This window comes from Streptomyces spirodelae (genome assembly GCF_017676385.1).
GTDB classification, from domain to species: domain Bacteria; phylum Actinomycetota; class Actinomycetes; order Streptomycetales; family Streptomycetaceae; genus Streptomyces; species Streptomyces spirodelae.
In genome coordinates, this window is record NZ_JAFFZN010000016.1 from 120,817 (window position 1) to 145,946 (window position 25,130).

General features: G+C 69.2%; 23 protein-coding genes, 1 tRNA gene and 1 pseudogene. 13 read left to right on the forward strand and 12 right to left on the reverse strand.

What is annotated here, in order from left to right; translation table 11 throughout:
- Positions 1-186, forward strand: coding sequence for a hypothetical protein (locus tag JW592_RS32825; protein WP_229376323.1), 186 nt, complete (start codon positions 1-3; stop codon positions 184-186).
- A 95-nt stretch (positions 187-281) separates the two neighbouring features.
- Here JW592_RS32825 and JW592_RS18440 read toward each other — a convergent pair whose 3' ends face one another.
- From JW592_RS18440 to nth, 3 genes are all read right to left on the reverse strand, one after another.
- Entirely contained in the window at positions 282-1,481 is a 1,200-nt protein-coding gene (locus JW592_RS18440; protein ID WP_209266226.1) for a MarP family serine protease, read from the reverse strand.
- 142 nt (positions 1,482-1,623) lie between these two features.
- Positions 1,624-2,292 carry an NUDIX hydrolase gene (locus JW592_RS18445; RefSeq protein WP_209266281.1) on the reverse strand — a complete coding sequence of 223 codons (669 nt, stop codon included), beginning with the start codon at positions 2,290-2,292 and terminating at the stop codon, positions 1,624-1,626.
- A 65-nt stretch (positions 2,293-2,357) separates the two neighbouring features.
- Positions 2,358-3,488, reverse strand: a complete 1,131-nt coding sequence (gene nth / locus JW592_RS18450) for an endonuclease III (RefSeq protein WP_209266227.1) — start codon at positions 3,486-3,488, stop codon at positions 2,358-2,360.
- Between the two features lie 265 nt (positions 3,489-3,753).
- Here nth and JW592_RS18455 point away from each other — a divergent pair, with 265 nt between their 5' ends.
- On the forward strand, positions 3,754-4,428 hold the full coding sequence (locus tag JW592_RS18455) for a Crp/Fnr family transcriptional regulator (RefSeq protein ID WP_209266228.1): 675 nt from the start codon (positions 3,754-3,756) through the stop codon (positions 4,426-4,428).
- Between the two features lie 67 nt (positions 4,429-4,495).
- Here JW592_RS18455 and JW592_RS18460 read toward each other — a convergent pair whose 3' ends face one another.
- The 4 genes from JW592_RS18460 to sp36 are packed head-to-tail and all read right to left on the reverse strand — an operon-like array spanning position 4,496 to position 6,936.
- A complete protein-coding gene (locus JW592_RS18460) occupies positions 4,496-5,326 on the reverse strand; it encodes an MBL fold metallo-hydrolase (protein WP_209266229.1) in 831 nt (276 codons plus the stop codon).
- A complete protein-coding gene (locus JW592_RS18465) occupies positions 5,323-6,255 on the reverse strand; it encodes an NUDIX hydrolase (protein ID WP_229376324.1) in 933 nt (310 codons plus the stop codon). Before JW592_RS18465 ends, JW592_RS18460 begins: the two co-directional genes overlap by 4 nt.
- Before the next feature lie 58 nt (positions 6,256-6,313).
- Entirely contained in the window at positions 6,314-6,778 is a 465-nt protein-coding gene (locus tag JW592_RS18470; RefSeq protein ID WP_209266230.1) for a RidA family protein, read from the reverse strand.
- Entirely contained in the window at positions 6,775-6,936 is a 162-nt protein-coding gene (sp36, locus tag JW592_RS18475) for a Sp36 family protein (protein WP_003975360.1), read from the reverse strand. The genes JW592_RS18470 and sp36 overlap by 4 nt, the downstream gene beginning before the upstream one ends.
- 112 nt (positions 6,937-7,048) lie before the next feature.
- Between sp36 and bagA the strand changes: the two genes are divergently transcribed.
- Together bagA and bagB are read left to right on the forward strand one after the other, a co-directional pair.
- Positions 7,049-8,062 (forward strand): ATPase BagA, encoded by a 1,014-nt coding sequence (bagA, locus tag JW592_RS18480; RefSeq protein ID WP_209266231.1) that lies wholly within the window; start codon positions 7,049-7,051, stop codon positions 8,060-8,062.
- 203 nt (positions 8,063-8,265) lie between these two features.
- Positions 8,266-9,798: an ATPase BagB gene (gene bagB / locus JW592_RS18485; protein ID WP_209266232.1), complete on the forward strand. Its 1,533-nt coding sequence runs from the start codon at positions 8,266-8,268 to the stop codon at positions 9,796-9,798.
- 117 nt (positions 9,799-9,915) lie between these two features.
- Here bagB and JW592_RS18490 read toward each other — a convergent pair whose 3' ends face one another.
- Complete coding sequence (locus tag JW592_RS18490) at positions 9,916-10,266, reverse strand: WhiB family transcriptional regulator (RefSeq protein WP_209266233.1); 351 nt, start codon at positions 10,264-10,266, stop codon at positions 9,916-9,918.
- Positions 10,267-10,705: 439 nt separating this feature from the next.
- Between JW592_RS18490 and JW592_RS18495 the strand changes: the two genes are divergently transcribed.
- A complete protein-coding gene (locus JW592_RS18495) occupies positions 10,706-13,060 on the forward strand; it encodes a transglycosylase domain-containing protein (RefSeq protein ID WP_209266234.1) in 2,355 nt (784 codons plus the stop codon).
- Positions 13,061-13,281: 221 nt separating this feature from the next.
- Here JW592_RS18495 and JW592_RS18500 read toward each other — a convergent pair whose 3' ends face one another.
- Positions 13,282-13,746 (reverse strand): GatB/YqeY domain-containing protein, encoded by a 465-nt coding sequence (locus JW592_RS18500; protein ID WP_209266235.1) that lies wholly within the window; start codon positions 13,744-13,746, stop codon positions 13,282-13,284.
- Positions 13,747-13,941: 195 nt separating this feature from the next.
- Here JW592_RS18500 and JW592_RS18505 point away from each other — a divergent pair, with 195 nt between their 5' ends.
- The 6 genes and pseudogenes from JW592_RS18505 to JW592_RS18530 form a co-directional block, all read left to right on the forward strand.
- Complete coding sequence (locus tag JW592_RS18505) at positions 13,942-14,886, forward strand: metallophosphoesterase (protein WP_209266236.1); 945 nt, start codon at positions 13,942-13,944, stop codon at positions 14,884-14,886.
- Positions 14,887-14,948: 62 nt separating this feature from the next.
- Positions 14,949-15,022 (forward strand) — tRNA-Pro (locus tag JW592_RS18510).
- A 245-nt stretch (positions 15,023-15,267) separates the two neighbouring features.
- Positions 15,268-15,948: a DUF488 family protein, N3 subclade gene (locus JW592_RS18515; RefSeq protein WP_209266237.1), complete on the forward strand. Its 681-nt coding sequence runs from the start codon at positions 15,268-15,270 to the stop codon at positions 15,946-15,948.
- 84 nt (positions 15,949-16,032) lie between these two features.
- Positions 16,033-16,851, forward strand: coding sequence for a DUF8758 domain-containing protein (locus tag JW592_RS18520; RefSeq protein WP_504739934.1), 819 nt, complete (start codon positions 16,033-16,035; stop codon positions 16,849-16,851).
- Positions 16,852-17,774: 923 nt separating this feature from the next.
- Positions 17,775-19,856, forward strand: coding sequence for a type I restriction-modification system subunit M/S (locus JW592_RS18525; RefSeq protein WP_229376360.1), 2,082 nt, complete (start codon positions 17,775-17,777; stop codon positions 19,854-19,856).
- A gap of 143 nt (positions 19,857-19,999) precedes the next feature.
- A pseudogene (locus tag JW592_RS18530) lies at positions 20,000-20,323 on the forward strand (transposase family protein); the annotation flags it as partial.
- 121 nt (positions 20,324-20,444) lie between these two features.
- Here JW592_RS18530 and JW592_RS18535 read toward each other — a convergent pair.
- Entirely contained in the window at positions 20,445-21,584 is a 1,140-nt protein-coding gene (locus JW592_RS18535) for an epoxide hydrolase family protein (RefSeq protein WP_209266240.1), read from the reverse strand.
- A gap of 151 nt (positions 21,585-21,735) precedes the next feature.
- A complete protein-coding gene (locus JW592_RS18540; RefSeq protein WP_209266283.1) occupies positions 21,736-22,602 on the reverse strand; it encodes a LysR family transcriptional regulator in 867 nt (288 codons plus the stop codon).
- Between the two features lie 413 nt (positions 22,603-23,015).
- On the opposite strand from JW592_RS18540, the gene JW592_RS18545 reads away from it, so the two are divergent.
- On the forward strand, positions 23,016-23,381 hold the full coding sequence (locus tag JW592_RS18545) for a hypothetical protein (protein ID WP_209266241.1): 366 nt from the start codon (positions 23,016-23,018) through the stop codon (positions 23,379-23,381).
- A 176-nt stretch (positions 23,382-23,557) separates the two neighbouring features.
- Positions 23,558-24,049 carry a histone deacetylase gene (locus JW592_RS18550; protein ID WP_307805456.1) on the forward strand — a complete coding sequence of 164 codons (492 nt, stop codon included), beginning with the start codon at positions 23,558-23,560 and terminating at the stop codon, positions 24,047-24,049.
- Between the two features lie 15 nt (positions 24,050-24,064).
- Here JW592_RS18550 and JW592_RS18555 read toward each other — a convergent pair whose 3' ends face one another.
- Positions 24,065-24,973 carry a glycoside hydrolase family 16 protein gene (locus JW592_RS18555; RefSeq protein ID WP_209266242.1) on the reverse strand — a complete coding sequence of 303 codons (909 nt, stop codon included), beginning with the start codon at positions 24,971-24,973 and terminating at the stop codon, positions 24,065-24,067.
- Between the last annotated feature and the right edge of the window lie 157 nt (positions 24,974-25,130).

Sequence of the window (25,130 nt, forward strand, 5' to 3'; positions counted from 1 at the left end):
ATGGGGTTGACGCACGACTTCCGTGACGTGGCACGTAGCCGCAGCCATTCCAGGGACCTGCGCGGCGAGGCTTCCCCGCGCGCGACGGGTCGGCTGCATCCCGCCGGCGCCGAGCTGGGAATTCCCCGCATTCTGCGTCGCCGTGCACGCTGGGTGGGCGCGAGACTCCGGCACCCCCGCTCCTGAGCACCCGCCCGGCCACTCCCTCCGAGCGCCGGACGGCAGGTCGCAGTGCCGGACGGCAGGTCGAGTGCCGGGCGGCACGTCGCCGACGGAGTTCCTCAGATCGCACAGCCCTGGCTGTCGACCGGCCGCTCGGCGGTGCGTCCCCGCGTGATGTCCTTACGGATCTCATCGACGCTGAGGGCGTATCCGGTGCGGTCGTCTCGCAGGGACTTGGCGAAGATCACACCGTAGACGCGGCCGTCCGTGGTGAGCAGCGGGCCACCGGAGTTGCCCTCCCGGATCATCGTGTACAGCGAGTACACATCTCGCCCGACGGTGCCCCGGTGGTAGATGTCGGGACCGTCGGCCTGGACGCGGCCGCGCACCCGGGCCGAGCGGACGTCGTAGCCGCCGTTCTCCGGAAAGCCGGCCACGATCGCGCCGTCACCGCTCTCCGCGTCCTGCTCGGCGAAGCGCAGTGCGGGCGCCCTCAGTTCGGGAACGTCCAGCACGGCGATGTCGCGCTTCCAGTCGAAGAGCACCACCCGGGCGCTGTAGCGCCTCCCTTCGCCGCCGACCTGCACGGTCGGATGCCGGACCCCGCCGACGACATGCGCGTTCGTCATCACCTTGCCCGGCGAGAAGACGAAGCCGCTGCCCTCCAGCTCCTTCCGACAGCTCGGTGCCGTACCGACGACCTTGACGACGCTGCGCTTGGCGCGCTCGACAACGGGACTGCCCGCCAGCTTCGGGTCGGGCGGCCGGACCTCACGGATCGGCTCCCGGGAGAAGGGGGAGAAGACCTGCGGGTACCCGTTCTTGGCCAGAACGGAGGAAAAGTCGGCGAACCACGTGTTGACCTGCTGCGGCATCACGCGCGAGACGCCGAGCAGGACATTGGAGCCGCGTACCTCCCGGCCCAGCGTCGGCAGCGACGTACCGGCCAGCGCGGAGCCGATCAGCCAGGCGACCACCAGCATCGCGAGCACATTGACGAGCGCGCCCCCGGTCGCATCCAGGGCCCGGGCGGGCGACCAGGTGATGTACTGCCGCAGCTTGTTGCCCAGATGCGTGGTGAGGGCCTGGCCGACGGAGGCACAGATGATCACGACGATCACGGCGGCGAGCGCCGGTCCCGTCCCCGGCCGGTCGCCCGCCGTCAGCTCGTCCCACAGCAGCGGCAGCAGGTACAGCGCGGCCAGGCCACCCCCGAGAAACCCGAGGACCGACAGGATGCCGACGACGAAGCCCTGGCGATAGCCGACGATCGCGAACCAAACGGCAGCCACGACCAGCAGTACGTCCAGCACATTCACCGAATCAGCCTCGCCTCGGGTCCATCTCGGCAGTCCTACCCCCGCTCTCGGCCGCGGCGGGCGGCCGGGGTCCAGGAGAGCGGAAGAGACACCGTCTCATGTGCGCGCGGGCGCGACGGCCACCCGTACCAGCCGGTACGGGTCACGCATGCCAGTCGAGCGGAACCCTGCGTTCCCGGTCCCAGGGGCGCTCCCACCCCGCGTAGTGCAGGATCCGGTCGATGAGGCCGGCCGTGAACCCCCACACCAGCGCGGAGCCGACCATGAAGGCGGGCCCGACGTGGCCCGCCGGGTGCACGGCCATGGCCCGGTTCGTGGGGTCGGTGAGGTCCGAGACGGGAACGGTGAAGACCCGCGCCGTCTCCGCCGGGTCGACCGGCGCCACCGGCGTGGGACGGCGCCACCAGCCGAGGACCGGCGTGACGACGAAACCGCTGACGGGGATGTAGAGGCTGGGCAGCACTCCGAACACCTGCACGCCCGTGGGGTCCAGCCCCGTCTCCTCCTCGGCTTCACGCAGCGCGGCCCGCAGCCGTCCGTCCCCTTGCGGATCGCCGTCCTCCGGATCGAGCGCCCCACCTGGGAAAGAGGGCTGCCCGGCGTGCGAGCGCAGGCTGGAGGCCCGCTCCATCAGCAACAGCTCCGGGCCCCGTGCGCCCTCCCCGAAGAGCACCAGCACGGCTGAGGGGCGGCCCCGGCCGTCCGCCGGCGGCAGAAAACGGCTGAGCTGCCTCGCCTCGACGCTCTCCGCCGCGTCCCGTACGGGACCGAGCCACCGCGGCAGCCCGCGTCCGTCGACCTCGATCGGCATCGCGACCGCGCGGCGGCCTGCCGCCCCGTGCTCCGCCGCCTGGTCGGAGGACTGTCCGGCTCCCGTCACCGCTGGGCTCCGGCGGCGGCGTCGGCCGACTGCCCGGCCGGTGGCTCCGTGGCCGGGTCCCGGGAGGGCAGAGGCGGAGCCGGGCGGCCCGGGTAGTCGGCCGGCGGCTTGAGGCGCTGCCCCGGCTGACCGCCCATCTCGTACTTGAGGAGTTTCTTCGCCTTCTCCGGGTCCGTCTCGCCCTCGCCGTACGAGGGGCACAGCTCGGCGATCGGGCAGGCGCCGCAGGCGGGCTTGCGGGAGTGGCAGATGCGCCGGCCGTGGAAGATCGTGCGGTGCGAGAACATCGTCCACTCGCTCTCCGGCAGCAGGTCGTCGATCTCCTGCTCGACCTTGACGGCGTCCGTCTGCTCGGTGAGCTTCCAGCGGCGCACCAGTCGGCCGAAGTGCGTGTCGACGGTCAGCCCGGGGACTCCGAAGGCGTTGCCGAGCACGACGAACGCCGTCTTCCGGCCCACGCCCGGCAGCTTCACCAGCTCGTCTATCGTGCCGGGAACCTTGCCGCCGTGGTCGTCCCGCAGCGCCGCCGAGAGGCCGAGCAGCGATTTGGCCTTGGAGCGGAAGAAGCCGGTGGGGCGGATCAGCTCCTCCAGCTCCTCGGGGTTGGCGGCCGCCATGTCCTCCGGAGTGGGATACGCGGCGAAGAGGGCGGGCGTCGTCTGGTTGACGCGCAGGTCGGTGGTCTGCGCGGAGAGGACGGTGGCCACCAGCAGCTCGAACGGATTCTCGAAATCGAGCTCGGGGTGTGCGTAGTAGTAGACCTCCGCCAGCGCCTCGTTGAGCCGCGCGGCCCGCTTCGCCCTCGACTCCCGCGACTCCGGCTTGCCCCCGGGCGTCTTCTTGGCAGGGACCTTCTTCGCGGCGGTGGCCTTCTTCGCAGCGACGGCCGTCTTCTTGGCCGGGGCCTTCTTGGCGGTCGCCTTCTTGGCGGCGGCCTTCTTCCCAGCAGTCTTCTTCGCGGCGGTCTGCCCGGCGGGGGACTTCTTCGCGGCGGCGGTCTTCTTGCCCGTGGGGGCCTTCTCCGCCTGAGCGGTCTTCTTCGCCGTGGCGGTCGCCTTCTTCGCGGCGGCCCGCTTCCTCGGCGCCGCTGCCGACGCTGCCGCGTCGGCAGCCTCCTGTTCGCTCACAGCGGAATCCTCTGTTGCCGTCACCCGCCCAGCCCCCTCTCTCTCCGTGCGCTGCCCGGGGTATTGGACACTCGGCCAGCGTAAGGGGGGCCACCGACATTCGTGGCACACGCGGCTGATCCGGGGCCCTAGCGCGCCCCGCGTTGGGAGCGACAGCATGCGTGCGTCAAACTTGTGACTGATTGCTGTGACTGATCGCATGGTTTCACCGTCCGGCATCATGGGTTCCACGGACCCCATGGGCAGGTCGACAAGGAGAGAACTCGTGGACGACGTTCTGCGGCGCGCCCCGCTCTTCGCGGCGCTCGATGAGGAGCAGGCCGCTGAGCTGCGCGCCTCCATGACGGAGACGACGCTCGCTCGCGGCGAGGCCCTCTTCCACGAGGGTGACCCGGGTGACCGCCTCTATGTGGTGACCGACGGCAAGGTGAAGCTGCACCGCACTTCGCCGGACGGCCGGGAGAACATGCTGGCGGTGCTGGGCCCCGGCGAGCTGATCGGCGAGCTCTCCCTGTTCGACCCGGGCCCGCGTACGGCCACGGCCTCCGCGCTGACCGAGGTCAGACTGCTGGGGCTGGGCCACGGCGACCTCCAGCCCTGGCTGAATGCCCGGCCCGAGGTGGCCTCGGCGCTGCTGCGCGCCATCGCGCGACGGCTGCGCCGCACCAACGACTCCATGTCCGACCTGGTCTTCTCCGATGTGCCCGGGCGGGTGGCCAAGCAGCTGCTGGACCTCTCCCGCCGCTTCGGCGTGCAGTCCGAGGAGGGCATCCACGTCGTCCACGACCTGACCCAGGAGGAGCTGGCCCAGCTGGTGGGCGCCTCCCGCGAGACGGTGAACAAGGCGCTGGCCGACTTCGCCGGGCGCGGCTGGCTGCGGCTGGAGGCCCGCGCGGTCATCCTGCTGGACATCGAGCGACTGGCGAAGCGCTCGCGCTGACCCGGCCGTACGGCATGTAAGGGGCGCTTTCCTAGGGAGGGCGCCCCTTTACACGTACGTCCACCAGTCACACCAGCCCGTGCTCGACCAGATAGTCGAGCTGGGCCCGTACCGACAGCTCCGCCGCGGGCCACAGGGTCCGGTCCACGTCCGCGTAGACGTGTGCCACCACCTCGGCGGCCGTCCGGTGCCCCTGTTCGACCGCCGTCTCGACCTGGGCGAGCCGTTTGGCGCGGTGGGCCAGGTAGTAGTCGATGGCGCCCTGGGCGTCGTCGAGCACCGGTCCGTGGCCCGGCAGTACGCGGCTGACACCGTCGTCCACCGTCAGGGAGCGCAGCGCGCGCAGCGAGTCGAGATAGTCGCCGAGCCTGCCGTCCGGGTGCGCGACAACCGTGGTGCCGCGCCCCAGCACCGTGTCCCCGGTGAGCACGGCGGCGTCCGCTGGGAGGTGGAAGGAGAGCGAGTCCGCGGTGTGCCCAGGGGTGGGCACGACGCGCAGTTCCAGGCCGCCCGTGTCCACCACGTCCCCGGCGGCCAGGCCCTCGTCGCCCAGGCGCAGCGCGGGGTCGAGAGCGCGGACCGGTGAACCCGTCAGTTCGGCGAACCGGGCCGCACCCTCGGCATGATCGGGGTGACCGTGGGTGAGCAGAGTGAGCGCGACCCGCCTGCCCTGCTGCTCGGCGGTGGCGATGACGTTGCGCAGGTGCGCGTCGTCCAGCGGGCCCGGGTCGATGACGACGGCCAGGCGGGAGCCGGGTTCCGCGACGATCCAGGTGTTGGTGCCGTCCAGTGTCATGGGTGACGGATTGGGGGCCAGCACGCAGTGGGCGCGGAGACTGGCCTGGCCGTCGAGGATGCCGCCGCGCGGCTGGCCGGGGAGTGCTGCGGCGTTGGTCATGCGGGGTCGATCCTCTTGGTGAACTCGTCGTGTCCCGGCCAGCTCAGCACGATCTCACCGTCCTCCAGGCGAGCGCGCGCGACAACGGGCACCAGGTCCCGCTGTCCGGCAGCCGCGAGGGCCTCCGCCGCCGTTCCGTACGGCGCGAGCTGCCGCAGCGTGGCGATGGTGGGCGGCATCATCAGCAGCTCGCCCCGGTCGTAGCCTGCCGCCGCCTCCTGCGGGCGGACCCAGACGGTGCGATCGGCCTCGGTCGAGGCGTTGCGGGTGCGCTGGCCTTCGGGGAGCGCGGCGACGAAGAAGTACGTGTCGAAGCGCCGGGCCTCGAACTCCGGTGTGATCCAGCGGGCCCAGGCCGCCAGCAGGTCGTCACGGAGTACGAGCCCTCTGCGGTCGAGGAAGTCGGCAAAGGACAGCTCCCGGTCGACCAGCGCGGCGCGGTCCGCCTCCCAGTCCTCGCCGGTGGTGTCGGCGACGACGGTGTCCGGGTCGGGTCCCGCCAGCAGGACGCCCGACTCCTCGAAGGTCTCCCGTACGGCCGCGCACACCGTCGAGCGCGCGGTGGCCTCGTCGGTGCCGAGCCGTTCCGCCCACCACGCGGCCGTCGGGCCCGCCGCGTCGACGACCCGCGCGTCCCGGGGATCGACGGAGCCGCCCGGATACGCGTACGCGCCGCCGGCGAACGCCATGGAGGCCCGGCGGCGCAGCATGTGGACGGCGGGCCCGTCCGCCGTGTCCCGCAGGAGCATCACGGTGGCCGCGCGCCGGGGCACCACCGGGGTCAGCTCGCCGGCGGCCAGCGCGCGAATGCGCTCCGGCCACTCCGGCGGATACCACTGACCGCCCCCGGCATTTCCGGCGGGCGGTGTGGGGGTGGCTGAGCCGGACGAGGCGGAGGCGCCGGACGAGGCGGACGACGAGGACGACATGGCCGGATGCTACGGCCCATAGCGCCGATGTTCGAGAGCCCCTTCGCCCCGCCCGGCCTCAGTCAGCCAGCTCGACCTGCATCTCGACCTCCACCGGCGCGTCCAAGGGCAGCACCGCGACCCCGACCGCGCTGCGGGCATGCGTGCCAGCGGCGCCCAGCACCTCACCCAGCAGCTCGCTGGCGCCGTTGATGACGCCGGGCTGCCCGGTGAAGTCCGGCGCTGAGGCGACGAAACCGGTGACCTTGACGACGCGGGCGATCCGGTCGAGGTCCCCGGCCACGGACTTGACCGCGGCGAGCGCGTTCAGCGCCGCCGTACGCGCCAGGTCCTTCGCTTCCTCGGGCGTGACCTCGGCCCCGACCTTCCCGGTCATCGGCAGGGTGCCCTTCACCAGCGGCACCTGGCCCGCGGTGTAGATGTACCGGCCGGTCTGCAGTGCCGGTACGTACGCACCGGCAGGGGTGGCCGTCTCGGGCAGCTCCAGCCCGAGCTCTGCGAGCTTGTCCTCGACCGCGCTCACGCCTGCTTCTCCCGCTTCAGGTAGGCGACGAGCTGTTCGGGGTTGTTGGGCCCTGGCACGACCTGGACCAGTTCCCAGCCGTCCTCGCCCCAGGTGTCGAGGATCTGCTTGGTCGCGTGCACGAGCAGCGGCACGGTTGCGTATTCCCACTTCGTCATGGGGAAGACCCTAACCAACACAGCCGCGTTCCCAGCCGCCGAGAGCGCCTCCCGGGCGGTCCACGGTGGCCGGTCTCGCCGGAGCCCGGAGCGACGAATTAGGCTCCCAGCCGTGAGCAGGCTTCACGTAGTGACCGGCAAGGGCGGGACCGGCAAGACGACGGTCGCCGCCGCACTCGCGCTGGCCCTGGCACACGGCGGCCGGCGCACGCTGCTCGTCGAGGTGGAGGGCCGCCAGGGCATCGCACAACTCTTCGAGACGGAACCGCTGCCGTACGAGGAGCGCAAGATCGCCGTCTCGCACGGCAACGGCGAGGTGTACGCGCTGGCCATCGACGCCGAGCGGGCGCTGCTGGACTACCTCCAGACGTTCTACAAGCTGGGCAGCGCCGGCCGCGCTCTCAAGCGACTGGGCGCCATCGACTTCGCGACGACCATCGCGCCCGGCCTGCGCGACGTCCTGCTGACCGGAAAGGCGTGCGAGGCGGTACGCCGCCGGGACAAGCGCCAGCGGCCCGTCTACGACGCCGTGGTGATGGACGCACCGCCCACAGGGCGTATCGCGCGCTTCCTCGGCGTCAACGAGGAGGTGGCGGGGCTCGCCAAGGTCGGCCCCGTGCACAACCAGGCGCAGGCCGTCATGCGGGTCCTCAAGTCGCCGGAGACAGCGGTGCATCTGGTGACGCTGCTGGAGGAGATGCCGGTGCAGGAGACGATCGACGGCATCGCCGAGCTACGGGCCGCCGGACTGCCCGCCGCCTCCGTGGTGGTGAACATGGTGCGCCCTGAGCTGCCCGGTGAGGAGCAGCTGCTGACGGCTCCGGGGCGCACGGACGAGATCGCGCACGCCTTCGCACGCGCCGGTCTCGGGGGCGCGCGCCGTGGAGGTCGCGCGGAACGGCTCGTCACACCCCTGCTGGAACAGGGCAGAGAGCACGCGCAGCGGGTGCGGCTCGAGCGCGTATTGCGCGCTGAGCTGTCCGCGCAGGGCCTGCCGGTACGGGAGCTCGGTCTGCTCAGCGAGGGCGTCGAACTGGCCGGCCTGTACGGGCTCGCCCGTGAGCTGCGCGGCCAGTGGCAGAACAGCGGCGCAGACGCCGCCGGGACGGACGGCAAGCACCCGTGAGCCCAGGGCACGCCGAGGCACCGGAGCCGCCCCTTTCAGCGGCCCGGCCGACCTCCCCTTCACCGTCAGCGCCGCCGCTCGCTCACAAGACGCCACAGATCGCGCCCGGAACACCACACATCGCTCCCGGAACAGCACAGACCGCTACCGGGGCGCCACAGACCGCCGGGCCGCCCGCGATATCCGGGGAAGGAGAGGCATCCATGGCCACGCCGCTGGACGCCGACGCGCTGGACATCGACCCCCTGCTGGACGATCCGGCCACACGGATCGTCGTCTGCTGCGGCTCCGGAGGCGTCGGCAAGACCACCACGGCCGCAGCGCTGGGCGTACGCGCCGCCGAGCGCGGCCGCAGGACCGTCGTACTGACCATCGACCCCGCGCGGCGGCTGGCCCAGTCCATGGGCCTGTCCGAGCTGGACAACACTCCGCGCGAAGTCCCGGGGATCGACAAGGCGGCCGGTGGCGAACTGCACGCCATGATGCTCGACATGAAGCGCACGTTCGACGAGATCGTCGAAACGCACGCCGACACCGACCGCGCCAAGGCGATCCTGGAGAACCCCTTCTACCAGTCGCTCTCCACCGGCTTCGCCGGCACGCAGGAGTACATGGCGATGGAGAAGCTCGGCCAGCTGCGCGCGGGCGACGAGTGGGACCTGATCGTCGTCGACACCCCGCCCTCCCGCTCCGCGCTGGACTTCCTGGACGCGCCGGGGCGCCTCGGCTCCTTCCTGGACGGAAAGTTCATCAAGCTGATGATGGCGCCGGCCCGGGTCGGCGGCCGGGCCGGGATGAAGGTCGTGAACCTCGGCATGGCCGGGCTCTCCCTCTTCACCGGTGCCCTCAACAAGCTGCTGGGTGCGGGCCTGCTGCGCGACGTGCAGACGTTCATCGCGGCCATGGACACCATGTTCGGCGGCTTCCGCACTCGCGCGGACGCCACCTACCGGCTGCTCCAGGCGCCGGGAACCGCCTTCCTCGTCGTCGCGGCTCCGGAACGGGACGCGCTGCGCGAGGCCGCGTACTTCGTGGAACGGCTGGCCGCCGACCGCATGCCGTTGGCCGGCCTGGTGCTCAACCGGGTGCACGGCAGTGAGGCGGCCGGACTGAGCGCCGAGCGGGCCCTCGCAGCGGCCGAAAATCTTGAAGACGGCGGCATTGTGGATCGCGAGGGCGGGAAGGTTCTGGATCGCGACGCTCCATCGGCCGGTCCAGCGGCTCCCGAGGACGGCTCCCCCGCCGTCGAGAACCCCGGCCACCCCCGGTCCGTCACCACGCTTGGGAGGGCCGAGAAGACCGAGACGACGACCGAGACGGCAGAGCGAACGATCGCAGAGCGAACCGCCGCAGAGCGAACGATCCCTGACGTGCGGTCGGCCACCGACCGCACGTCCACGGACGGCAGCACACGGGACGACGGTCACGGCGATGCGCAGGGCGGCGAGGGCGGCCGGGACGGCGAGGAGAGCCGGGACAGCCTGCATGAGAGCCGTGACGGCCGTGAGGACTCGGCAGAGGTCTCCGTGCTGGCGGCCGGGCTGCTGCGGCTGCATGCCGACCGTATGCGGCTGCTGGCGCGTGAGCGGCGCACACGTGACCGCTTCATGGCGCTGCACCCGGACGTCCCGCTGGCCGAGGTGGCCGCGCTGCCTGGTGACGTACACGACCTCGACGGCCTGCGCGCCATCGGCGAGCGGCTCGCCGACCAGTCTCGGAGCGCCGGGCCCCGCTGACGCAGGCCCGGGTTCGGCCGGCCCACCAGGGCTGGCCACCGCTGGAGCCGGCCCACGGGGCCGACCACAGGCCGGGCGGCGCCCTCGTGTGCTCCGCAGTACCGTTCCGCCGGGCGGTCAGCCCACCGCTGCGTACCGTTCGTCCTCTTCCGTTTCGAACTCCACATCGACCGGCAGCACCACTCCGGTGCTGCGCTCGTACTCCGTACGCGCTGTCTCCAGCAGGCGCCGCCAGGAGGTGACCGTCGGTCGGCGGCGCAGCAAGGCTCTCCGCTCCCGCTCGGTCATTCCTCCCCAGACTCCGAACTCCACGCGGTTGTCCAGAGCATCGGCGAGACATTCCGTGCGGACCGGGCAGCCTGTGCACACGGCCTTCGCGCGGTTCTGCGCGGCGCCCTGCACGAACAGTTCGTCCGGATCCGTAGAGCGGCAGGCAGCCTGCGCACTCCAGTCTGTTACCCAGCTCATTGCCGGTGCCGTCCTCTCCCGAATCGAGGCTCCCCCACGGCGGCGAACGGCATATTCACCGTTGCCAGTTGAGGACGTTACGGAAGAGCAGACAGCACGCAACACCCCCTTCGGGCCCAATCTTGAATGGCCCGAACGGACTATGCGTGCGCAGGACATCACCCAACGGAGTGACCCGGAAGCGCTGCGGAGACTCTGGGGTGAGGGGGTTGTGAAGGAGAGGAGGGGGCCACGAGGAGAGAGGAAGACGGGGCTGCGAGGAGCAGGGAGGAGGGGGCCATGAGGAGTAGGGAGGAGGGGCCATGAGGAGCACAGAGAGGGTGAAGAGAGGTGTCAGAGTGACAACGGCCTCAGCTTAGGCGACCCTCACAGCGCTGTCCGGCGTTTGCCACGCTTACCCGCCGCCGCGCTGACACCGACGCGTCGTACGCTCTTACCTATGGCCAAGAAGCGCGCGGGCAGCGGAGTCAGCAAGCCCCAGCAGATCGCCAAGTTCGTCGGCGTCAGTGTGCTGGCGGGAACGGTGATGGCCGGGCTCGCGCTGCCCGCCGTCGGGACGCTCGGGCTGGCCACCAAGGGCACCGTCGAGGGCTTCGACGAACTGCCGGTCAACCTCAAGCGCCCGCCGCTCAGCCAGCGCACGACGATACTGGACAACGAGGGCGGCGAGATCGCCAAGGTCTACTCCCGCGACCGCACGGTCGTCGACCTCAAGGACATCTCCCCGTACATGCGGAAGGCCATCGTCGCCATCGAGGACGCGCGCTTCTACAAGCACGGCGCCGTCGACCTCAAGGGCGTACTGCGGGCGCTGAACCGCAACGCGCAGTCGGGCCAGGTCTCCCAGGGCGCCTCCACGCTCACCCAGCAGTACGTCAAGAACGTCTTCGTGGAGGAGGCCGGCAACGACGCGGAAAAGGTCGCGCAAGCCACCCAGCAGACCATCGGCCGCAAGATCAAGGAGCTGAAATACGCGATCCAGGTCGAGGAGGAGCTGGGCAAGAAGAAGATCCTGGAGAACTACCTCAACATCACCTTCTTCGGCCAGCAGGCCTACGGCGTCGAGGCGGCGGCGCAGCGCTACTTCTCCAAGTCGGCCAAGGAGCTGAACCTGGAGCAGTCCGCGCTGCTCGCGGGCATCGTCCAGTCACCGAGCCGGTACGACCCCGTCATCCACAAGGAAACGGCGCTCAAGCGGCGCAACGTCGTCCTCACCAGGATGGCCTCGCACCACGACATCACCCGCGAGCAGGCCGAGGCCGCCAAGAAGAAGCCCCTCGGGCTGGACGTCAGCCGCCCCAAGAACGGCTGTATCACCGCCACCATGGGCGCGGGCTTCTTCTGCGACTACGTACGCGAGGTCTTCCTGAACGACGAGACGTTCGGCAAGACCCGCAAGGAGCGTGCCAAGCGGTGGAACCGCGGTGGTCTCACCATCAAGACCACGCTCGATCCGAAGGCGCAGCGGTCGGTGCAGAAGTCGATCCGCTCCCATGTGAACAAGTCGGACAAGGTCGCGACCGCCGCGACGATAGTGCAGCCGGGCACGGGCAAGATCTTGGGGATGGGCCAGTCGCGCCCGTACGGATTCCGCCCCAAAGAGCATGAGACGCAGATAAACCTCTCCGTGGACAAGTCCATGGGCGGCGGCGCCGGCTACCAGCCGGGCTCGACGTTCAAGCCCGTGATCGCCGCCGCCGCGCTGGACAAGGGGATGAGCCCCTACAAGTCCTACTCCTCGCCGTACCGCATGCAGTACCCCTCGCCCGTCGACAGGTGCGAGGGCAAGTGGCGCGGCAAGGCCCCGGTCGAGAACGAGAACAGCAGCGAGGTCGGGCCTTACCGGATGAAGGAGGCGACCGCGAAGTCGGTCAACACCTACTTCGTCCAGCTGATAAGCGACATCGGCATCTGCCCTGTGACGAAGATGGCGGAGAAGATGGGCGTCGAGCGTGCCGACGGCAAGAAGATCGACCAGGTGCCGTCGATCTCGCTCGGCACCCAGGAGATGTCGCCGCTGACGATGGCCGAGGGCTACGCCACCTTCGCCAACCGCGGCGTGCACTGCACCCCCGTCGCCATCGAGTCGATCACCGACGCACAGGGCAAGAAGCTGGACGTGCCCAAGAGCACGTGCAAGCGCGCGATGAAGACCAAGACCGCCGACACGGTCAACGCGCTGCTGCGCGGCGTGGTCGAGGACGGCACCGGCAAGAAGGCGGGCCTCAGCGGCCGCGACAGCGCGGGCAAGACGGGCACCACCGACCAGCGGTACGCCGCCTGGTTCGTGGGCTACACCCCGAACATGTCCGGCGCCGTCTGGGTCGGCGACCCCGCGCACCGTACGCGGATGGTCGACATAAGCATCGGTGGCGTGCCCTACGACAAGGTCTTCGGTGGCGAGGTGCCCGGCCCGATCTGGCGGGACGCGATGGCGGGCGCGCTGGCCGGCGAACCGGCACCCGACTTCCACCACGTACCCATCCGGGATGGCGGCAAGAAGCCCCGCTCACCCTCGCGCAAGCCACCGGCGCCGCCGAAGCCGGACGACAACGCCAACAACGACCGCCCCCGCGACCCGTGGCCGGACGTGACCGTACCGCCGGACATCATCGGCGGCGGTGACGCCATCGGAGGCGGCAACGGAGGCAGCCCGGGCGGCACCGGTGACACCGGCGGCACGGGAGGCGGCTGGCCCGGCGGCAACGGCAACGGGGGCGGCGGCGCAGATGGTGGCGGCGGCACGGCGGACGGCGGAGGCGGCTGGGACGCGGGGGCCGGAGGCTTCCCGTAGCTCGCGCCTCGGCGCTCGGTTCTCGGCGTTCCGTTCTCGGTTCTCGGCGCGCGGTTCCCTGCGCTCGGGTAGCGGTATGAGCGCACCGGGCTGACAGGCTGTGTGTAAGGGGCGCCCTCCCGCAGGAGGGCGCCCCTTACACGTACGTACAGGTCTCGCCGCCAGGAGCTGAGCCGCTCTGTCCCGGAACGGGACCCAGCCCGGCTCCATCCAGCCAGGGGCTACCCGGCCAGTCGCTTCTTGACCGCGGCTGCGACCCGGCCGCCCTCAGCCCGGCCCGCGACCTTCGGGTTCACGATCTTCATCACGGCGCCCATCGCCTTCGGCCCCTCGGCGCCTGCCGCGCGGGCCTCCTCGACGGCCTCGGCGACCAGCGCGTCCAGTTCCTCGTCGGTGAGCTGCTTGGGCAGATAGTCCGCGAGCACCTCGCCCTCGGCCCGCTCGCGCTCCGCCTGCTCGGCCCGGCCCCCGCTCGCGAACGCCTCTGCCGCCTCACGCCGCTTCTTGGCCTCTCGGGCGATCACCTTCTGCACCTCGTCGTCGGAGAGCTCGCGTGCGCTGGCGCCCGCGACCTCCTCCTTCGTGATCGCGGCCAGGGTCATCCGGAGAGTGGCGGAGCGAAGCTCGTCGCGCTCCTTGATCGCTGCGGTCAGGTCGTCCTGCAGCCGGGACTTGAGCGTGGTCATGGGGCCCAGTGTGCCAGGACCGGGCGAAGACCCGCCCCGCAATATCCCGCGCCGCGGGCTTCCACAGCCATGGGCTCGCCCCCAACCGCAACCTCCCTCGGCCCGGCGGGCTCCCTCGGCCGCGTGCTCCCACAGGAGGAACCGGCTCTTCCACATGACCTGCGGCGGGGCTCGCGGGTCTGCGACCATAGGGTGATGCGCGCGCGATACCGGATCCCCCTGAAAACAGCCGTCGGCATCTCGGCGCTCGGCGCGGCCTGCGTCGGGTATGCGGCAGGCATCGAAGCCCGCTCGTTCCGTCTGCGGCGGGTCTCCGTACCCGTACTGCCACGCGGTATGCACCCGCTGCGCGTCCTGCAGGTCTCCGACATCCATATGGTCCGCGGCCAGCGCAAGAAGCAGCGCTGGCTGCGCGAGCTGGCCGGACTGCGGCCGGACTTCGTGATCAACACCGGTGACAACCTCTCCGACACCGAGGGTGTCCCCGAAGTCCTCGACGCACTCGGCCCGTTGATGGAGTACCCCGGCGCCTACGTCTTCGGCTCGAACGACTACTACGGGCCCAAGCTCCGCAACCCGGCCAAGTACCTGCTGGAGAAGGCCACGGGACGGCACGGCCTCAACGGCAACCCTCCCGCTGTCGGCGTCGTCCACAACCCGTGGGAAGAGCTGCGGGACGCCTTCGACGCCGCGGGCTGGGTCGGCCTCTCCAACACCAGGGGCCGCCTCAAGCTGGACGGCGGCCAGGAGATCGCCCTGACCGGGCTGGACGACCCGCACATCAAGCGCGACCGCTACGGCGAGGTGGCGGGCGGCGCGGAGACCGACGCGGACCTGTCCCTCGGCGTCGTACACGCTCCGTACCTGCGCGTACTCGACGCGTTCACCGCCGACGGCTACCCGCTGATCCTGGCCGGCCACACCCACGGCGGCCAGCTGTGCCTCCCCTTCTACGGCGCCCTGGTCACCAACTGCGACATCGACACCGACCGCGTGAAGGGCCTCTCCACCCACCGCGCGGGCGGCCGCGAGTCGTACCTGCACGTGAGCGCGGGCTGCGGCACCAACCGCTACACCCCCGTCCGCTTCGCCTGCCCCCCTGAGGCCACACTCCTCACCCTCACCCCCCGCGCGGACTGACCCCCCTCCGAAACCCGATTTCACCTCAGCGCTCCCCTGGGCTAAAGTAGTCGTCGTTGCTTCGGGGTGTAGCGCAGCTTGGCAGCGCGCTTCGTTCGGGACGAAGAGGTCGTGGGTTCAAATCCCGCCACCCCGACAGAGGAAACACCAGATCAGGGGCCTGATCCACCAAGTGGATCAGGCCCCTGACGGGTTTCTGGAGATCGTTTGGGAGAAATCTGGGAGAAGATCTTGGTCGGCTTCTCCCAGGGGGGTGGCCGGTGAGGCCGTCTGAAGTGCGACGGCTGAGGGCACTCGGACCTGCGCGTTCGCGAATCCAACCCCGCAGTCGGCCGGGAACACTATGCCCGCCCGTCTCAACCGCCCTTAGGATCACGACACATGGCAAGCCATCGCTCAGAGCGTCCCCACGATCACGCCCGCGCACTCGCCCAGCGCGTGCGAGCATTGCGGGAGGGCCGAGGGTGGTCGCGGGAGCGGCTCGCCAAGGAAGCCGGCATCGCCGTTGGAACGCTGGCCCGACTGGAAAGCGAGGGAGCAATCCAGCCAGGTTTCTTCACCGTCGGATCGGTCTCCGAGGCACTTGAGATCTCCCTCGATGAGCTCTTCCGTGAATCCAAGGCCACTCCTGGCCTCTGGTCCGCTGGATACGAAGGCCGGGACATCGACTCGTTCGTCGCCTCTCTCCTCGACTGCCGTATCGATGTCGTGGCGGACGTACGACTCACGCCGATCAGCCGCAAGAAGGGCTTCAGCAAGACTCGGCTGGGGCAGGCGCTCGCCGAGGCCGGCATCGAGTACACCCACCTGCGTGGCCTGGGGAATCCCAAGGACAACCGGGCGCCGTTCTGGGACGGCCGGCTCGACGTGGGCCGGGCGCGGTTCCGTGGGGTGCTGCGGTCCGCGGAAGCGCAGACCGATCTTGAACGCCTCGCAGAGCATGCCCGGCAGTCCCGGGTCGCAGTCCTGTGCTTCGAGAAGGACGAGAGCCGCTGCCACCGGCAGCTGGTTCTGGACACGGTCCGCGAACGGGCTGCGGTGCCCGTCATTCCCCTGGCCTGACTTCGTCCCTCACTCCTATACGCGCCCTTGCCGGTGGCGCATGCCTCTCCTCCAATCGGATCGGGGATCAGTGGAGGGGCAACCATGGGATCGGGGAATTGGCAACGCGCGCGAATCATGATCACGGTCAAGACCTATCCAGAACTGTCTGCGAAGTACCACGAGACGAGCTGCGTGGCCGGCATACGGATCGACCAGGGGGTGCCCCAGCATGTGCGGCTCTTCCCGGTTCCGTTCCGGCTGCTGAATGAAGAAAGCCAGTTCGCCAAGTACTCGATCGTCGAGGTCGATGTGCAACGACACCATGGGGACCGCCGTCCCGAGAGCTTGCGCCCCAATCTGCAGACCCTCAAGGTCATCGAGCGCCTCGGGACAGCAGACGGCTGGCGCGAACGCTTCTCGCATGTTCGGCCTCTCGTGGCGTCGTCCCTGTGCTCCATAAAGCGAGACCAAGAGGTGCGGGGCACATCGCTCGGCGTCTTCCGCCCAGCGGAGTTCACTGGCTTCCGCTTCGCTCCTGCGGAGCCCTGGCCTGCTTCGAAGGCGGCCCTGGCCGATCAGTTGGATCTACTCGCGCAGGACCTTCGCCAGTTGGAGTGGGTGCCACTTGAGTTCCGATACAGCTTCCGATGTGCGGATCAGGAGTGCGGCGGTCACGATATGGGGCTGAGAGACTGGGAGGCGGGCGAGTCGTACCGCAAGTTCCTTCGCCAGTACGGGAAGGACGACGTGGAGGAGAAGCTCCGCGAGCGCTGGTTCGACCGGATGGTCTCTCCGGAGAAGGCCGTGCACTGCTTCGTCGGAAACGTCGCGGCCCGCCCCAAGACGTTTCTGCTGTTGGGCCTGTTCTACCCGCGACGGGATGTCGTTGAGAACTTCCAGGAGAGTCTGTTCGACCTGTAAGGGCGAGTACGCAGGGCACGGTCCCTGGGGGCCGACCACATCGGGGGCCCCAGGCGTCACTCCTATGGCCGTTCCACCTTGACGCTGGTCGTCACCGTGGCACCCTCGTAGTGCCGCGGTCAGTTACAACGCTCCCGACGCCCCACTGCGGGCACTGCACCGGCGACCATGCACGGTCCCTCCCGGCATCACCGAGAGTAGTGGCATCATGCTTTCGGTGACGTGCAAGATTCGCTGAGCGACCTCCGGGACCGCCTCGCTTGAGACGCCCCGGGGGCCTGATGCGCATTGCGGGGCGGACCCTCGAATGGCTCCGGGGGCATTTTGGGAACCGCCTGCATATCCCGTCTCCTCAGTTGCTCCCGTCAGCCAGCACCAAGATCACTCGAACACGCACTGAGCACGGCCGCCCGCGATCTGCGAAACATCACCGAGCCGAACTCGACTCCAGCGGCCGCTCGCCGACAGCTGGCACTGTGAACTGCAACACACCCGTGGCCGCCTCCGCGACTAACTGACGAGCACCACACTCCCCTCCGCGTGTCCGTGAACAGCAATCTCACCGCGAGCATCGTTGCGCAGTTTTCCTGCGCAGCTCCCTCGTCCTCAACCAACGAGCAACTTGCCGACTCACACTCTCCGTTGGCCGCTGCTAGATTCCTCTTCATCCGGCCTCTACCCACAGGCCTGACCGTCGTCGTTCGACACAGCCAAGGGTGAGGCAGAAATGCGCAGAAGCACTGCGCAGAATTTGGCAGGGGGCACCGCAGAGTGAAGGCGTTCTTCGAGTTGCTTGGGAAGGCGATGCAGAGCACAGGCATGACGCTGCGCCTGTGTCTGCTGATCCTTGTTGCCGTAGCAGCCTTGGCAATGATCAGCCAACTGGGTCCGGTCTAGAGCAAGGAGACCTACACGTGGAGACCATGGGGGCGGAGAGCCGCGCCGCGGACGTGGTTGACCGGCTTTGGCGAGCGTACGCGCCCTTCCAGCGGGGCCGGAACACGTTCGGCGATCTGACGTCCATGCTCGCGATCCTGATGCTTGCAGGATTCGTCGAGTCGGCGGGCGAACCGGAAGACGAGTTCGTCCAGCGGTGGACCCGCGCGGTTTCGGAGGCTCGAATCGGCATCTCACCGCTGATGGATCTGCGCTCTGCGATGAGGAGCGCCAGCAGGCACCCGCACTTCCCTGTGCCTGACATCCACAAGCTGGACGTCGAGTTCCTCGACGGTGGCGAGGCATCCGACGACGTGCCGTGGGTAGCCGCTTTCCTCACCGCGCTGACGCAGCGCCCGACGCTGGCCGAGGCCGGTTTGTCGGAAGTCGGTGGGCTCCTCCTCGAACGCCACGTTCAGGAGGGCGCCTTTTCAGCGGGGGAGTTCTACACGCCGCGTGAGGTGGTACGCCTGCTCGTCGAGTCCGCGTCCCCGCAACCCGGAGACCGGATCCTTGATCCTGCCTGTGGTACCGGCAGCATGCTCGCGGCCGCGGCACAACACATCGCTGGGGCCGCCGGCCGCATCGACGGCGACTCTTTCGAGGCGCACGCGACGGATCGCAGCAATCCGCGGCTGGCGACGTTGAACCTCGCCATCCACGGAGTAGACCAGCCGGTCGTCGACACCTCCGACCCGGTGTCGCTGTTCCTCCGCCGGGGTACCGGCCTTGCCGACCGGGTGTTGAGCAATCCGCCGTTCAACCAGCGCGTCGAGGACATCCATGCCATCGACTGGCCCTTCGGCCAGCCACCCGAGTCCAATGCGAACTTCGCCTGGCTTCAGCTCGCGTGGGCCCGGCTGAGCGAGGACGGGCTCGCGACGGTCATCATGCCGCCGCGAGCCACCTGGTCCAGCGGTCGCGAGGCGGAGATCCGCAAAAGGATGATCGCTGGCGGCGCTCTCCTGGGCATCATCGCGCTACCGCCGAATCTCTTTGCTCCCCACACGTCCATCCCTGTGCACATCTGGGTACTCGCCCGCGACAAGTCCCGCCACTTGCCGACCGGCCATGCGAATGACGTCCTCTTCATCGATGCCAGCCGTCTCGGCACGCAATTGCCTCGGCGACCGCGCACCTTGACCGCAGAAGAGCTGGGGCACATCAGCAGTCAGCTTCACGCCTGGCAGCGATCCCCTCAAGCAACGGCACATGAACCAGGATTCTCCCGTTCGGTCACACACGAAGAAATCCTCATGCACGACGGCAGCCTCGACCCTCGGCTGTACGTCTACGCCGAGCGGGAGCAACCGGCGACGGCACTGGACATGAGCCGCACGCTCGATGAGTTGGATCGGTGTGGCTTGGCCACGTCCAAATCAAGCGTCAGCGTCCGGAAGAGCTTCACCATGTGTCAGCGGTTGGCTCGCAGCGGGATTGAACATCCGCGAGTGCCGCTCCGGGACATCGTCAGTGGCGCCACAGCGGACCTGTTCGAGGACTCAATGCCTGGCCTGCTCCTCGCCGGTCCTTCGGGAAGCCTCATCCGCGCCGAGGACTACGTGGACGCGGGTGTGCCCGTCGTGATGCCCAAGGATCTCACTGGCAACGGTTTCAGTGAGGCGAGCATCCGATACATCACCGAGCAGCACGCTGAAGGGCTGGAACGCTTTCGACTCCGCCGTGGTGACGTGGTGCTGGCACGCCGTGGAGAGCTGGGGCGATGTGCTGTCGTCCGTGAGGAGCAGCACGGCTGGGTCTGCGGAACCGGCTGCTTTGTACTTCGTCCTCCCGCCGAGCTCGACGCCGACTACTTCGCGGCGTTCCTCCGCAGTCCGGAAGCACGCGAGTGGCTCGAGGCCCGCTCCACGGGGAGCATGGCCATGAAGACCGTCTCTCGCAACGTATTGGGTGAGTTGCCGGTTGCACTACCTGATCTTGGGACACAGCAGGCGATCGCCGACGCGATGACGCGGCTGGACGAGCATGAGCGACTGTTGCGAGAGCATCTCGCGCTAACGCAGAAGATCCGCAGTGACGCGCTGAAGGGGATTCTGCCGAGCTCATAGATCGGCACTCGAAAATCGGGGGATCTCCAGGCTGGGACCACAAGCTGTCAGTGGCGTGGTCCAGCATGGGGAGTCCAACCACACCGACGCGGGGAATTCCATGACCAGTGACGAGGCGCGCTCCGGGCTCCCCACCGCATTCGCTGCCCGGCAGCCGCAACGACTGCCGGGCCTTCACCGAGTCCGGCATCGACCGGGCCTGCCGGGGAGCCCCGACCATCGCCGACGGCGGCTACCAAGGCACCGGTCTCCTCATCCCGCACCGCAAACGACGAGGCCAGAGCCACCTCAGCCCATCGCAGGAAGCAGAGAACGCTGTCCATCGAAGGGCACGAGCGCGGGTGGAACATGCCCTGTCGCGGTTGAAGAACTGGAAGATCCTGCGGGACTGCCGACTCAAGAGCGACGGAGTTCACCAGGCCATGCTCGGCATCGCCCGGCCGCACAACCTGGCCCTCACTGGATAACTCCCACCTCATACGGGACAACCTCTAGGAGTGGTCGACGGTATCGCGCACCGAGGCCCGGTGCCGGGGAGCCGGCGCGGGGCCTCGGCTGTGGTGTGCGTCGGTACGGGAAGGCGCCGGGTCAGCCCTGGCGGAGCGAGTGGAAGAAGCGGCGCAGGTCGGTGATGAGCAGGTCGGGGGCGTCGTGGGCGGCCCAGTGGCTGCCGCGGTCGAATTCGGACCAGGCGACGATGTTCTTGTGGTCGCGGTCGGCAAATCTGTGTATCGGGCGGAAGTCGTAGGCGAAGGCGGCCAGGCCCGTGGGGGCGGTGGTCGGCTCCGTGGGATGCTCGGTGTGGCGGTCCTCCCAGTAGAGACGGGCGGAGGAGGCGCCGGTGTTGGTCAGCCAGTAGATGGTGGCAATGGTCAACACGGTGTCGGGGTCGACCGCGGTGCCCAGCAGCTGGCCGATCCAGGCGAGTGGGCCGGCCGGGGAGTCGGCGAGCGCGTGCGCGAGATTCTGCGGCTTGGTGGACTGCAGTTCGGCGTATGCCGACATCTCCGAGTTGAACGACTGCAGGAACTGGAGCATCCCCATCTCCTGCTCCGTCAGCCCCTCGAACTCGCCCGGGGTGCCGTCGGGGAAGGAGAAGAGCTGGTTGACGTGCACGCCTATGACCTGGTCCGGGTGCTGTCGCCCCTGCTCCGGGGCGACGAAAGCGCCCGCGTCGTTGCCGTGCACGCCGTAGCGCTCGTAGCCGAGGCGGTGCATCAGCTCGGCCCAGGCGTCGGCGATGCGGTGGCGGTTCCAGCCGGCCTCGCGGGTGGGGCCGGAGAAGCCGAAGCCGGGCATGTCGGGGATCACGACATGGAAGGCGTCGGCCGGGTCCTCCGGGTTGGTGAGCTCATCAATGAGGCCCATGTACTCCACGAAGGTGTTGGGCCAGCCGTGCGTGAGGATCAGTGGTGTGGCGTCCTCATGCGGTGAACGCACGTGCACGAAGTGGATGTTCTGACCGTCGATCTCGGTCGTGAAGTGCGGGTACTTGTTGAGCTGGGCCTCGTGCTCGCGCCAGTCATAGGTGGTGCGCCAGCGCTCAACGAGTTCCTGTACGTACGAGAGCGGTACGCCGCGCTCCCAGCCCGGAGGCACCGGCCCAGTCTGTGCGGCCTCGGGATCGGCGGGGAGCTCATCCGCCCAGCGGGTACGGGCGAGCCGGTCCTGGAGGTCGTCGAGCTCGGCCTGCGGGATGTCGATCTGGAACCGCTTGATTTCCGTCATGGGTAGAACTTCCCGTAGGCTCTGACCTGCATCAATGACGAAATGCAGCACGATCGTTGCGTGTGACACAACGATCACTGGGGCGCTGCCGCAGGGGGCTCTCACCGTGGCGCGGCGCGCCAGACGAGGAATGACGCGGCTCCGGGACGCTTCAGAGCGCCGGGTCCGGGTCGGTCAGCCAACCCACCTCCGCGGCGAGATCCGCCGCGCACTCCGCGAACGCTTCCGCCAGCTTCTCCTGCGGGCCCGCCGTCCACACGGCCCGTACGGGCATGGGCGGCAGTCCGGTGAGGGGAGCGACGACCACGCCCGGCCGGATGTACGCGTCGAGCAGCGAGGCGAAGGTCAGATGGGCCAGCGCACCCTCGGCGACCAGCCGCAGCACGTCCTCCACATAGCTTGCCGGCAGGTGTCGCAGCCGTACCGTCCACCCACCGGATGTGGTGGCCGGCGCCCAGAGCTCACCGAACCACGGTGGCAGCTCGGGGTAGATGACGGGGTGGCCGCCTTCCGCCAGTTCCTCGATGTCGACCCGCTCCTGGCCCGCCAGCGGGTGACCCGCGCCGAGCATCACGGCGCGGGGTACGCGATGGATCACCCGCCCGATGTGCAGCGGAGGCTCGACAGGGGCGGAGGCGGTGGGCATCCAGGTGACGAACACATCGACCGGCCAGTCCTTGCCGAGCCACCGGAAGAGGTCGGTGGTGGGCATGCCGGAAGCGACGATGCGGCAGTCCGGGTAGCGGCTCTCGAAGACGTTGATGAGTTCTGCCCGCAGCTTCTCGGGCAATGTGGTGGAGAAGCCGGCGCGCAGTACCCCACCGCTCAGAAAGCCGGTGCGACGGACGTCTTCCAGGGTGGACTCGATCTGGATGTACGCGGCCCGCAGCCCGGCATAGAGCTGGGCGCCCTGCGGGGTCAGCTTGACCACCCGGCTGCTGCGCTCGAAGAGCCGTGCGCCGGCCCGCCGTTCCACGGCCCGTATGAGATTGCTGACCCGCGAGGTGGACAGCCGCAACCGGTCGGCGGCCCGCCCGAAGTGCAGCTCCTCGGCACCGCCAGAAACGCCTCGATCTGTCGCATCTCCAACATCTCGGTCACGCTAGCGGGCGGGAGGAGCTACCGGGAGAGCTGCGCCCGAATACGGAGGTCCAAGGCTACGGCGTCGCTGGCACCCGCACGGCAGAATCCGGCCTTTCCTTCACTTTCCGCTCGGCGATGTTGGCGACTGCCCGTCCGCCTCGGAGCCGGTGTCCGTTGAGGGTCGCGCGGAATGCGCTCGGGGCCGGCGTCGAGCCACGCTGCTGAAGAAACAGCACGTCACGGCTGCCCGGCAGGCCCCAGGGGTGGTGTGCGATGGAGGCGGTCGAGGCGTGGTGGGCGGTGGCTCGAAGTGGTGCGGTGGGAGGAGGATGACCATAGGGTGCCCGCATGTCGATCCCTCGCCAGTCCAACGGTCGGCCGTTGACCTTCTACACGCTGGATCTCGACGCAGCTGTGGCCTATGCCAGGAAAGCCCTCGCCGAGGGGTTGAATGTGGAGATCACCGATCGGGATCTGCGGGATACGAAGACCTATCGCTCCTTTCAGCGGTCGCCGGTTCTGGTGAAGTACTGGGGAGTGACCGTCACCGAGGGCACCAGCGCGATGGGATACCGGTCGGCCTCGGCGCATCAGATCATCGAGGCCCTCGAGAGTTCGTCGCCGCTGGAGTACGGCGCCATTCACGCCGATGACCTGGTGGAGTTCTGCCGCGACTACTACAGGAGCGCGGAGGACGTGACGGCTCCGAAGTGAGCGCGGTGCGGGTGGTGCGGGGCGGGCAGCCCATGGAGGCTCGGGCGGAGGCGCCGGAGAAGATCTGGTACGCCGCCTACGGGTCCAATACGCATCGGGAGCGGTTGCGGGCGTATGTCTGTGGGGGGCGGCCGGAGGGGGCTGCGCGGAGTTATCCGGGGTGCCGGGACGGGCGGATGCCGGCGCGGTCGGTGCCTGTCGAGCTGCCGGGGGTGCTGTATTTCGCGACCACCTCTCCTGTGTGGGGTGGTGGGCGGGCTTTCCACGATCCCGATGCGCAGGGAACGACGCTCGCGGTCGCCCATCTGCTGACGCCCGCCCAGTTCTCCGATGTCGCGGCCCAGGAAATGGGCCGCGAGCCGGGTGCCGAGCTGGACTTGGCCGAGGTGCTCGGCGTGGGGCGGGCGGTCCTGGGGGATGGCCGGTACGAGACGCTGGTGAGTCCCGGGGAGCTGGAGGGGTGTCCGGTGGTGACGTTCACCGCGCCGTGGACGGTGGCGGAGGTGACCCATGTGGCTCCGGTGGCCAGGTACCTCCGGTACCTGGCCACCGGGTTGTGCGAGACCGGCGCATGGAGCACCGACACGGTGGCTGCGTATCTCGCCGGGGCGCCGGGGGCGGCCGGGAGCTGGTGGGCCGCGCGGGTGCGGGAGCTGATCGGCGGATAGGTAGCCGGGCCGCTGCTACGGGTTGTACGTGTAGCACGTCACCCACGTCGTCTCGATCGTGGCGTGTGCGCCGGGGGCCGCGTAGGGGCCGGAGAGGGCCGACTCGTTTTGGAGGGCCCAGTCCATCGGTGAGGAGGAGATGTCGCGGGTGGCGGTTTTGACCAGCTTGCCGTCGAGGAAGTACTTGACCTTTCCCGGGGTCCACTCGATGGAGGTGGTGTGCGGGGTGGTCCAGGAGGCGCCGGTGTCGACGTTCTCCTCGCTGGGGTGGGTGAAGGCGGAGATCGTGTCGTCGTTGAAGTTGCCGCCCGCCTCCGGGAAGTCCATCTCGTGGGGCTCCTCGTAGAAGAGGTGCGCCGCCTTGAAGCCGGGGTCCATCCGGGTGACCTTGAAGCGCTCGGTGTACTTGCCGTACGCGCGGTCCATGCACTTGCGGGGGACGACGGTGGCGACGTAGTTGTCGTCGCCGGTGCGCGGCCGGTACATGTCGACCTTCATGGTGCCGGTGCCGTCGTAGCCGGAGGGGGAGACGGAGACGGTCTTGTCGGCGCGGTACTCGCCGCCCCTCTCGCGGTCGTTGCCGTTGCTGTGGTTGTTCGGGTGGGCTGTGTCGTACCACCCGGCCGGGTACGCCCACCAGTCAGCGCGGTATGCACCGCTGAGGCCGCCGCAGTAGGCGTCGGCCGTGTCGACGTTGTGGTCGCAGTCGGAGAACGAGCCGACCGGCACGGTGTCGCCGTTGAAGTTCTCCGCGAACACCTGACGGAAGTCTCCGCAGTCCCCGGTCGGCATGGCGTTGTCCGTCACCCGGCACGCGTCTTCCGAGGGTGTCTCGTCGGCCGGTGCCGAGCCGGCCGCCATCCATACGCAGGCGAGGGCGGCCGCCACCGCGGTGACGGCCTTGTAGCCGAGTTTCCGTCTCATGGCCAGAGAGTATGCACCTGCCGTCCCTGCGGCGCCCCCCCTTCTCAGGAGTAACGCCCCTAAGCAGCACGACACTTAGTCCAGCAGTCGATGCATCCGGCTCCTCCACGGCGACATGCCTCTGGCCGAGACCACGGCCGTTTTCCGTTTCCCGGGC

What these genes read in the sequence shown, in the direction of transcription:
- JW592_RS18545 (WP_209266241.1), top strand. Translation starts at nt 23,016, where the DNA reads ATGTCGATCCCTCGCCAGTCCAACGGTCGGCCGTTGACCTTCTACACG.
- bagB (WP_209266232.1), top strand. Translation starts at nt 8,266, where the DNA reads ATGGCCACGCCGCTGGACGCCGACGCGCTGGACATCGACCCCCTGCTG.
- JW592_RS18520 (WP_504739934.1), top strand. Translation starts at nt 16,033, where the DNA reads ATGGGATCGGGGAATTGGCAACGCGCGCGAATCATGATCACGGTCAAG.
- JW592_RS18515 (WP_209266237.1), top strand. Translation starts at nt 15,268, where the DNA reads ATGGCAAGCCATCGCTCAGAGCGTCCCCACGATCACGCCCGCGCACTC.
- JW592_RS18535 (WP_209266240.1), bottom strand. Translation starts at nt 21,584, where the DNA reads ATGACGGAAATCAAGCGGTTCCAGATCGACATCCCGCAGGCCGAGCTC.
- JW592_RS18490 (WP_209266233.1), bottom strand. Translation starts at nt 10,266, where the DNA reads ATGAGCTGGGTAACAGACTGGAGTGCGCAGGCTGCCTGCCGCTCTACG.
- JW592_RS18500 (WP_209266235.1), bottom strand. Translation starts at nt 13,746, where the DNA reads ATGACCACGCTCAAGTCCCGGCTGCAGGACGACCTGACCGCAGCGATC.
- JW592_RS18505 (WP_209266236.1), top strand. Translation starts at nt 13,942, where the DNA reads ATGCGCGCGCGATACCGGATCCCCCTGAAAACAGCCGTCGGCATCTCG.
- JW592_RS18460 (WP_209266229.1), bottom strand. Translation starts at nt 5,326, where the DNA reads ATGACCAACGCCGCAGCACTCCCCGGCCAGCCGCGCGGCGGCATCCTC.
- JW592_RS18550 (WP_307805456.1), top strand. Translation starts at nt 23,558, where the DNA reads ATGCCGGCGCGGTCGGTGCCTGTCGAGCTGCCGGGGGTGCTGTATTTC.
- JW592_RS32825 (WP_229376323.1), top strand. Translation starts at nt 1, where the DNA reads ATGGGGTTGACGCACGACTTCCGTGACGTGGCACGTAGCCGCAGCCAT.
- JW592_RS18445 (WP_209266281.1), bottom strand. Translation starts at nt 2,292, where the DNA reads ATGCCGATCGAGGTCGACGGACGCGGGCTGCCGCGGTGGCTCGGTCCC.
- sp36 (WP_003975360.1), bottom strand. Translation starts at nt 6,936, where the DNA reads ATGACGAAGTGGGAATACGCAACCGTGCCGCTGCTCGTGCACGCGACC.
- JW592_RS18525 (WP_229376360.1), top strand. Translation starts at nt 17,775, where the DNA reads ATGGGGGCGGAGAGCCGCGCCGCGGACGTGGTTGACCGGCTTTGGCGA.
- JW592_RS18495 (WP_209266234.1), top strand. Translation starts at nt 10,706, where the DNA reads ATGGCCAAGAAGCGCGCGGGCAGCGGAGTCAGCAAGCCCCAGCAGATC.
- JW592_RS18465 (WP_229376324.1), bottom strand. Translation starts at nt 6,255, where the DNA reads ATGTCGTCCTCGTCGTCCGCCTCGTCCGGCGCCTCCGCCTCGTCCGGC.
- JW592_RS18555 (WP_209266242.1), bottom strand. Translation starts at nt 24,973, where the DNA reads ATGAGACGGAAACTCGGCTACAAGGCCGTCACCGCGGTGGCGGCCGCC.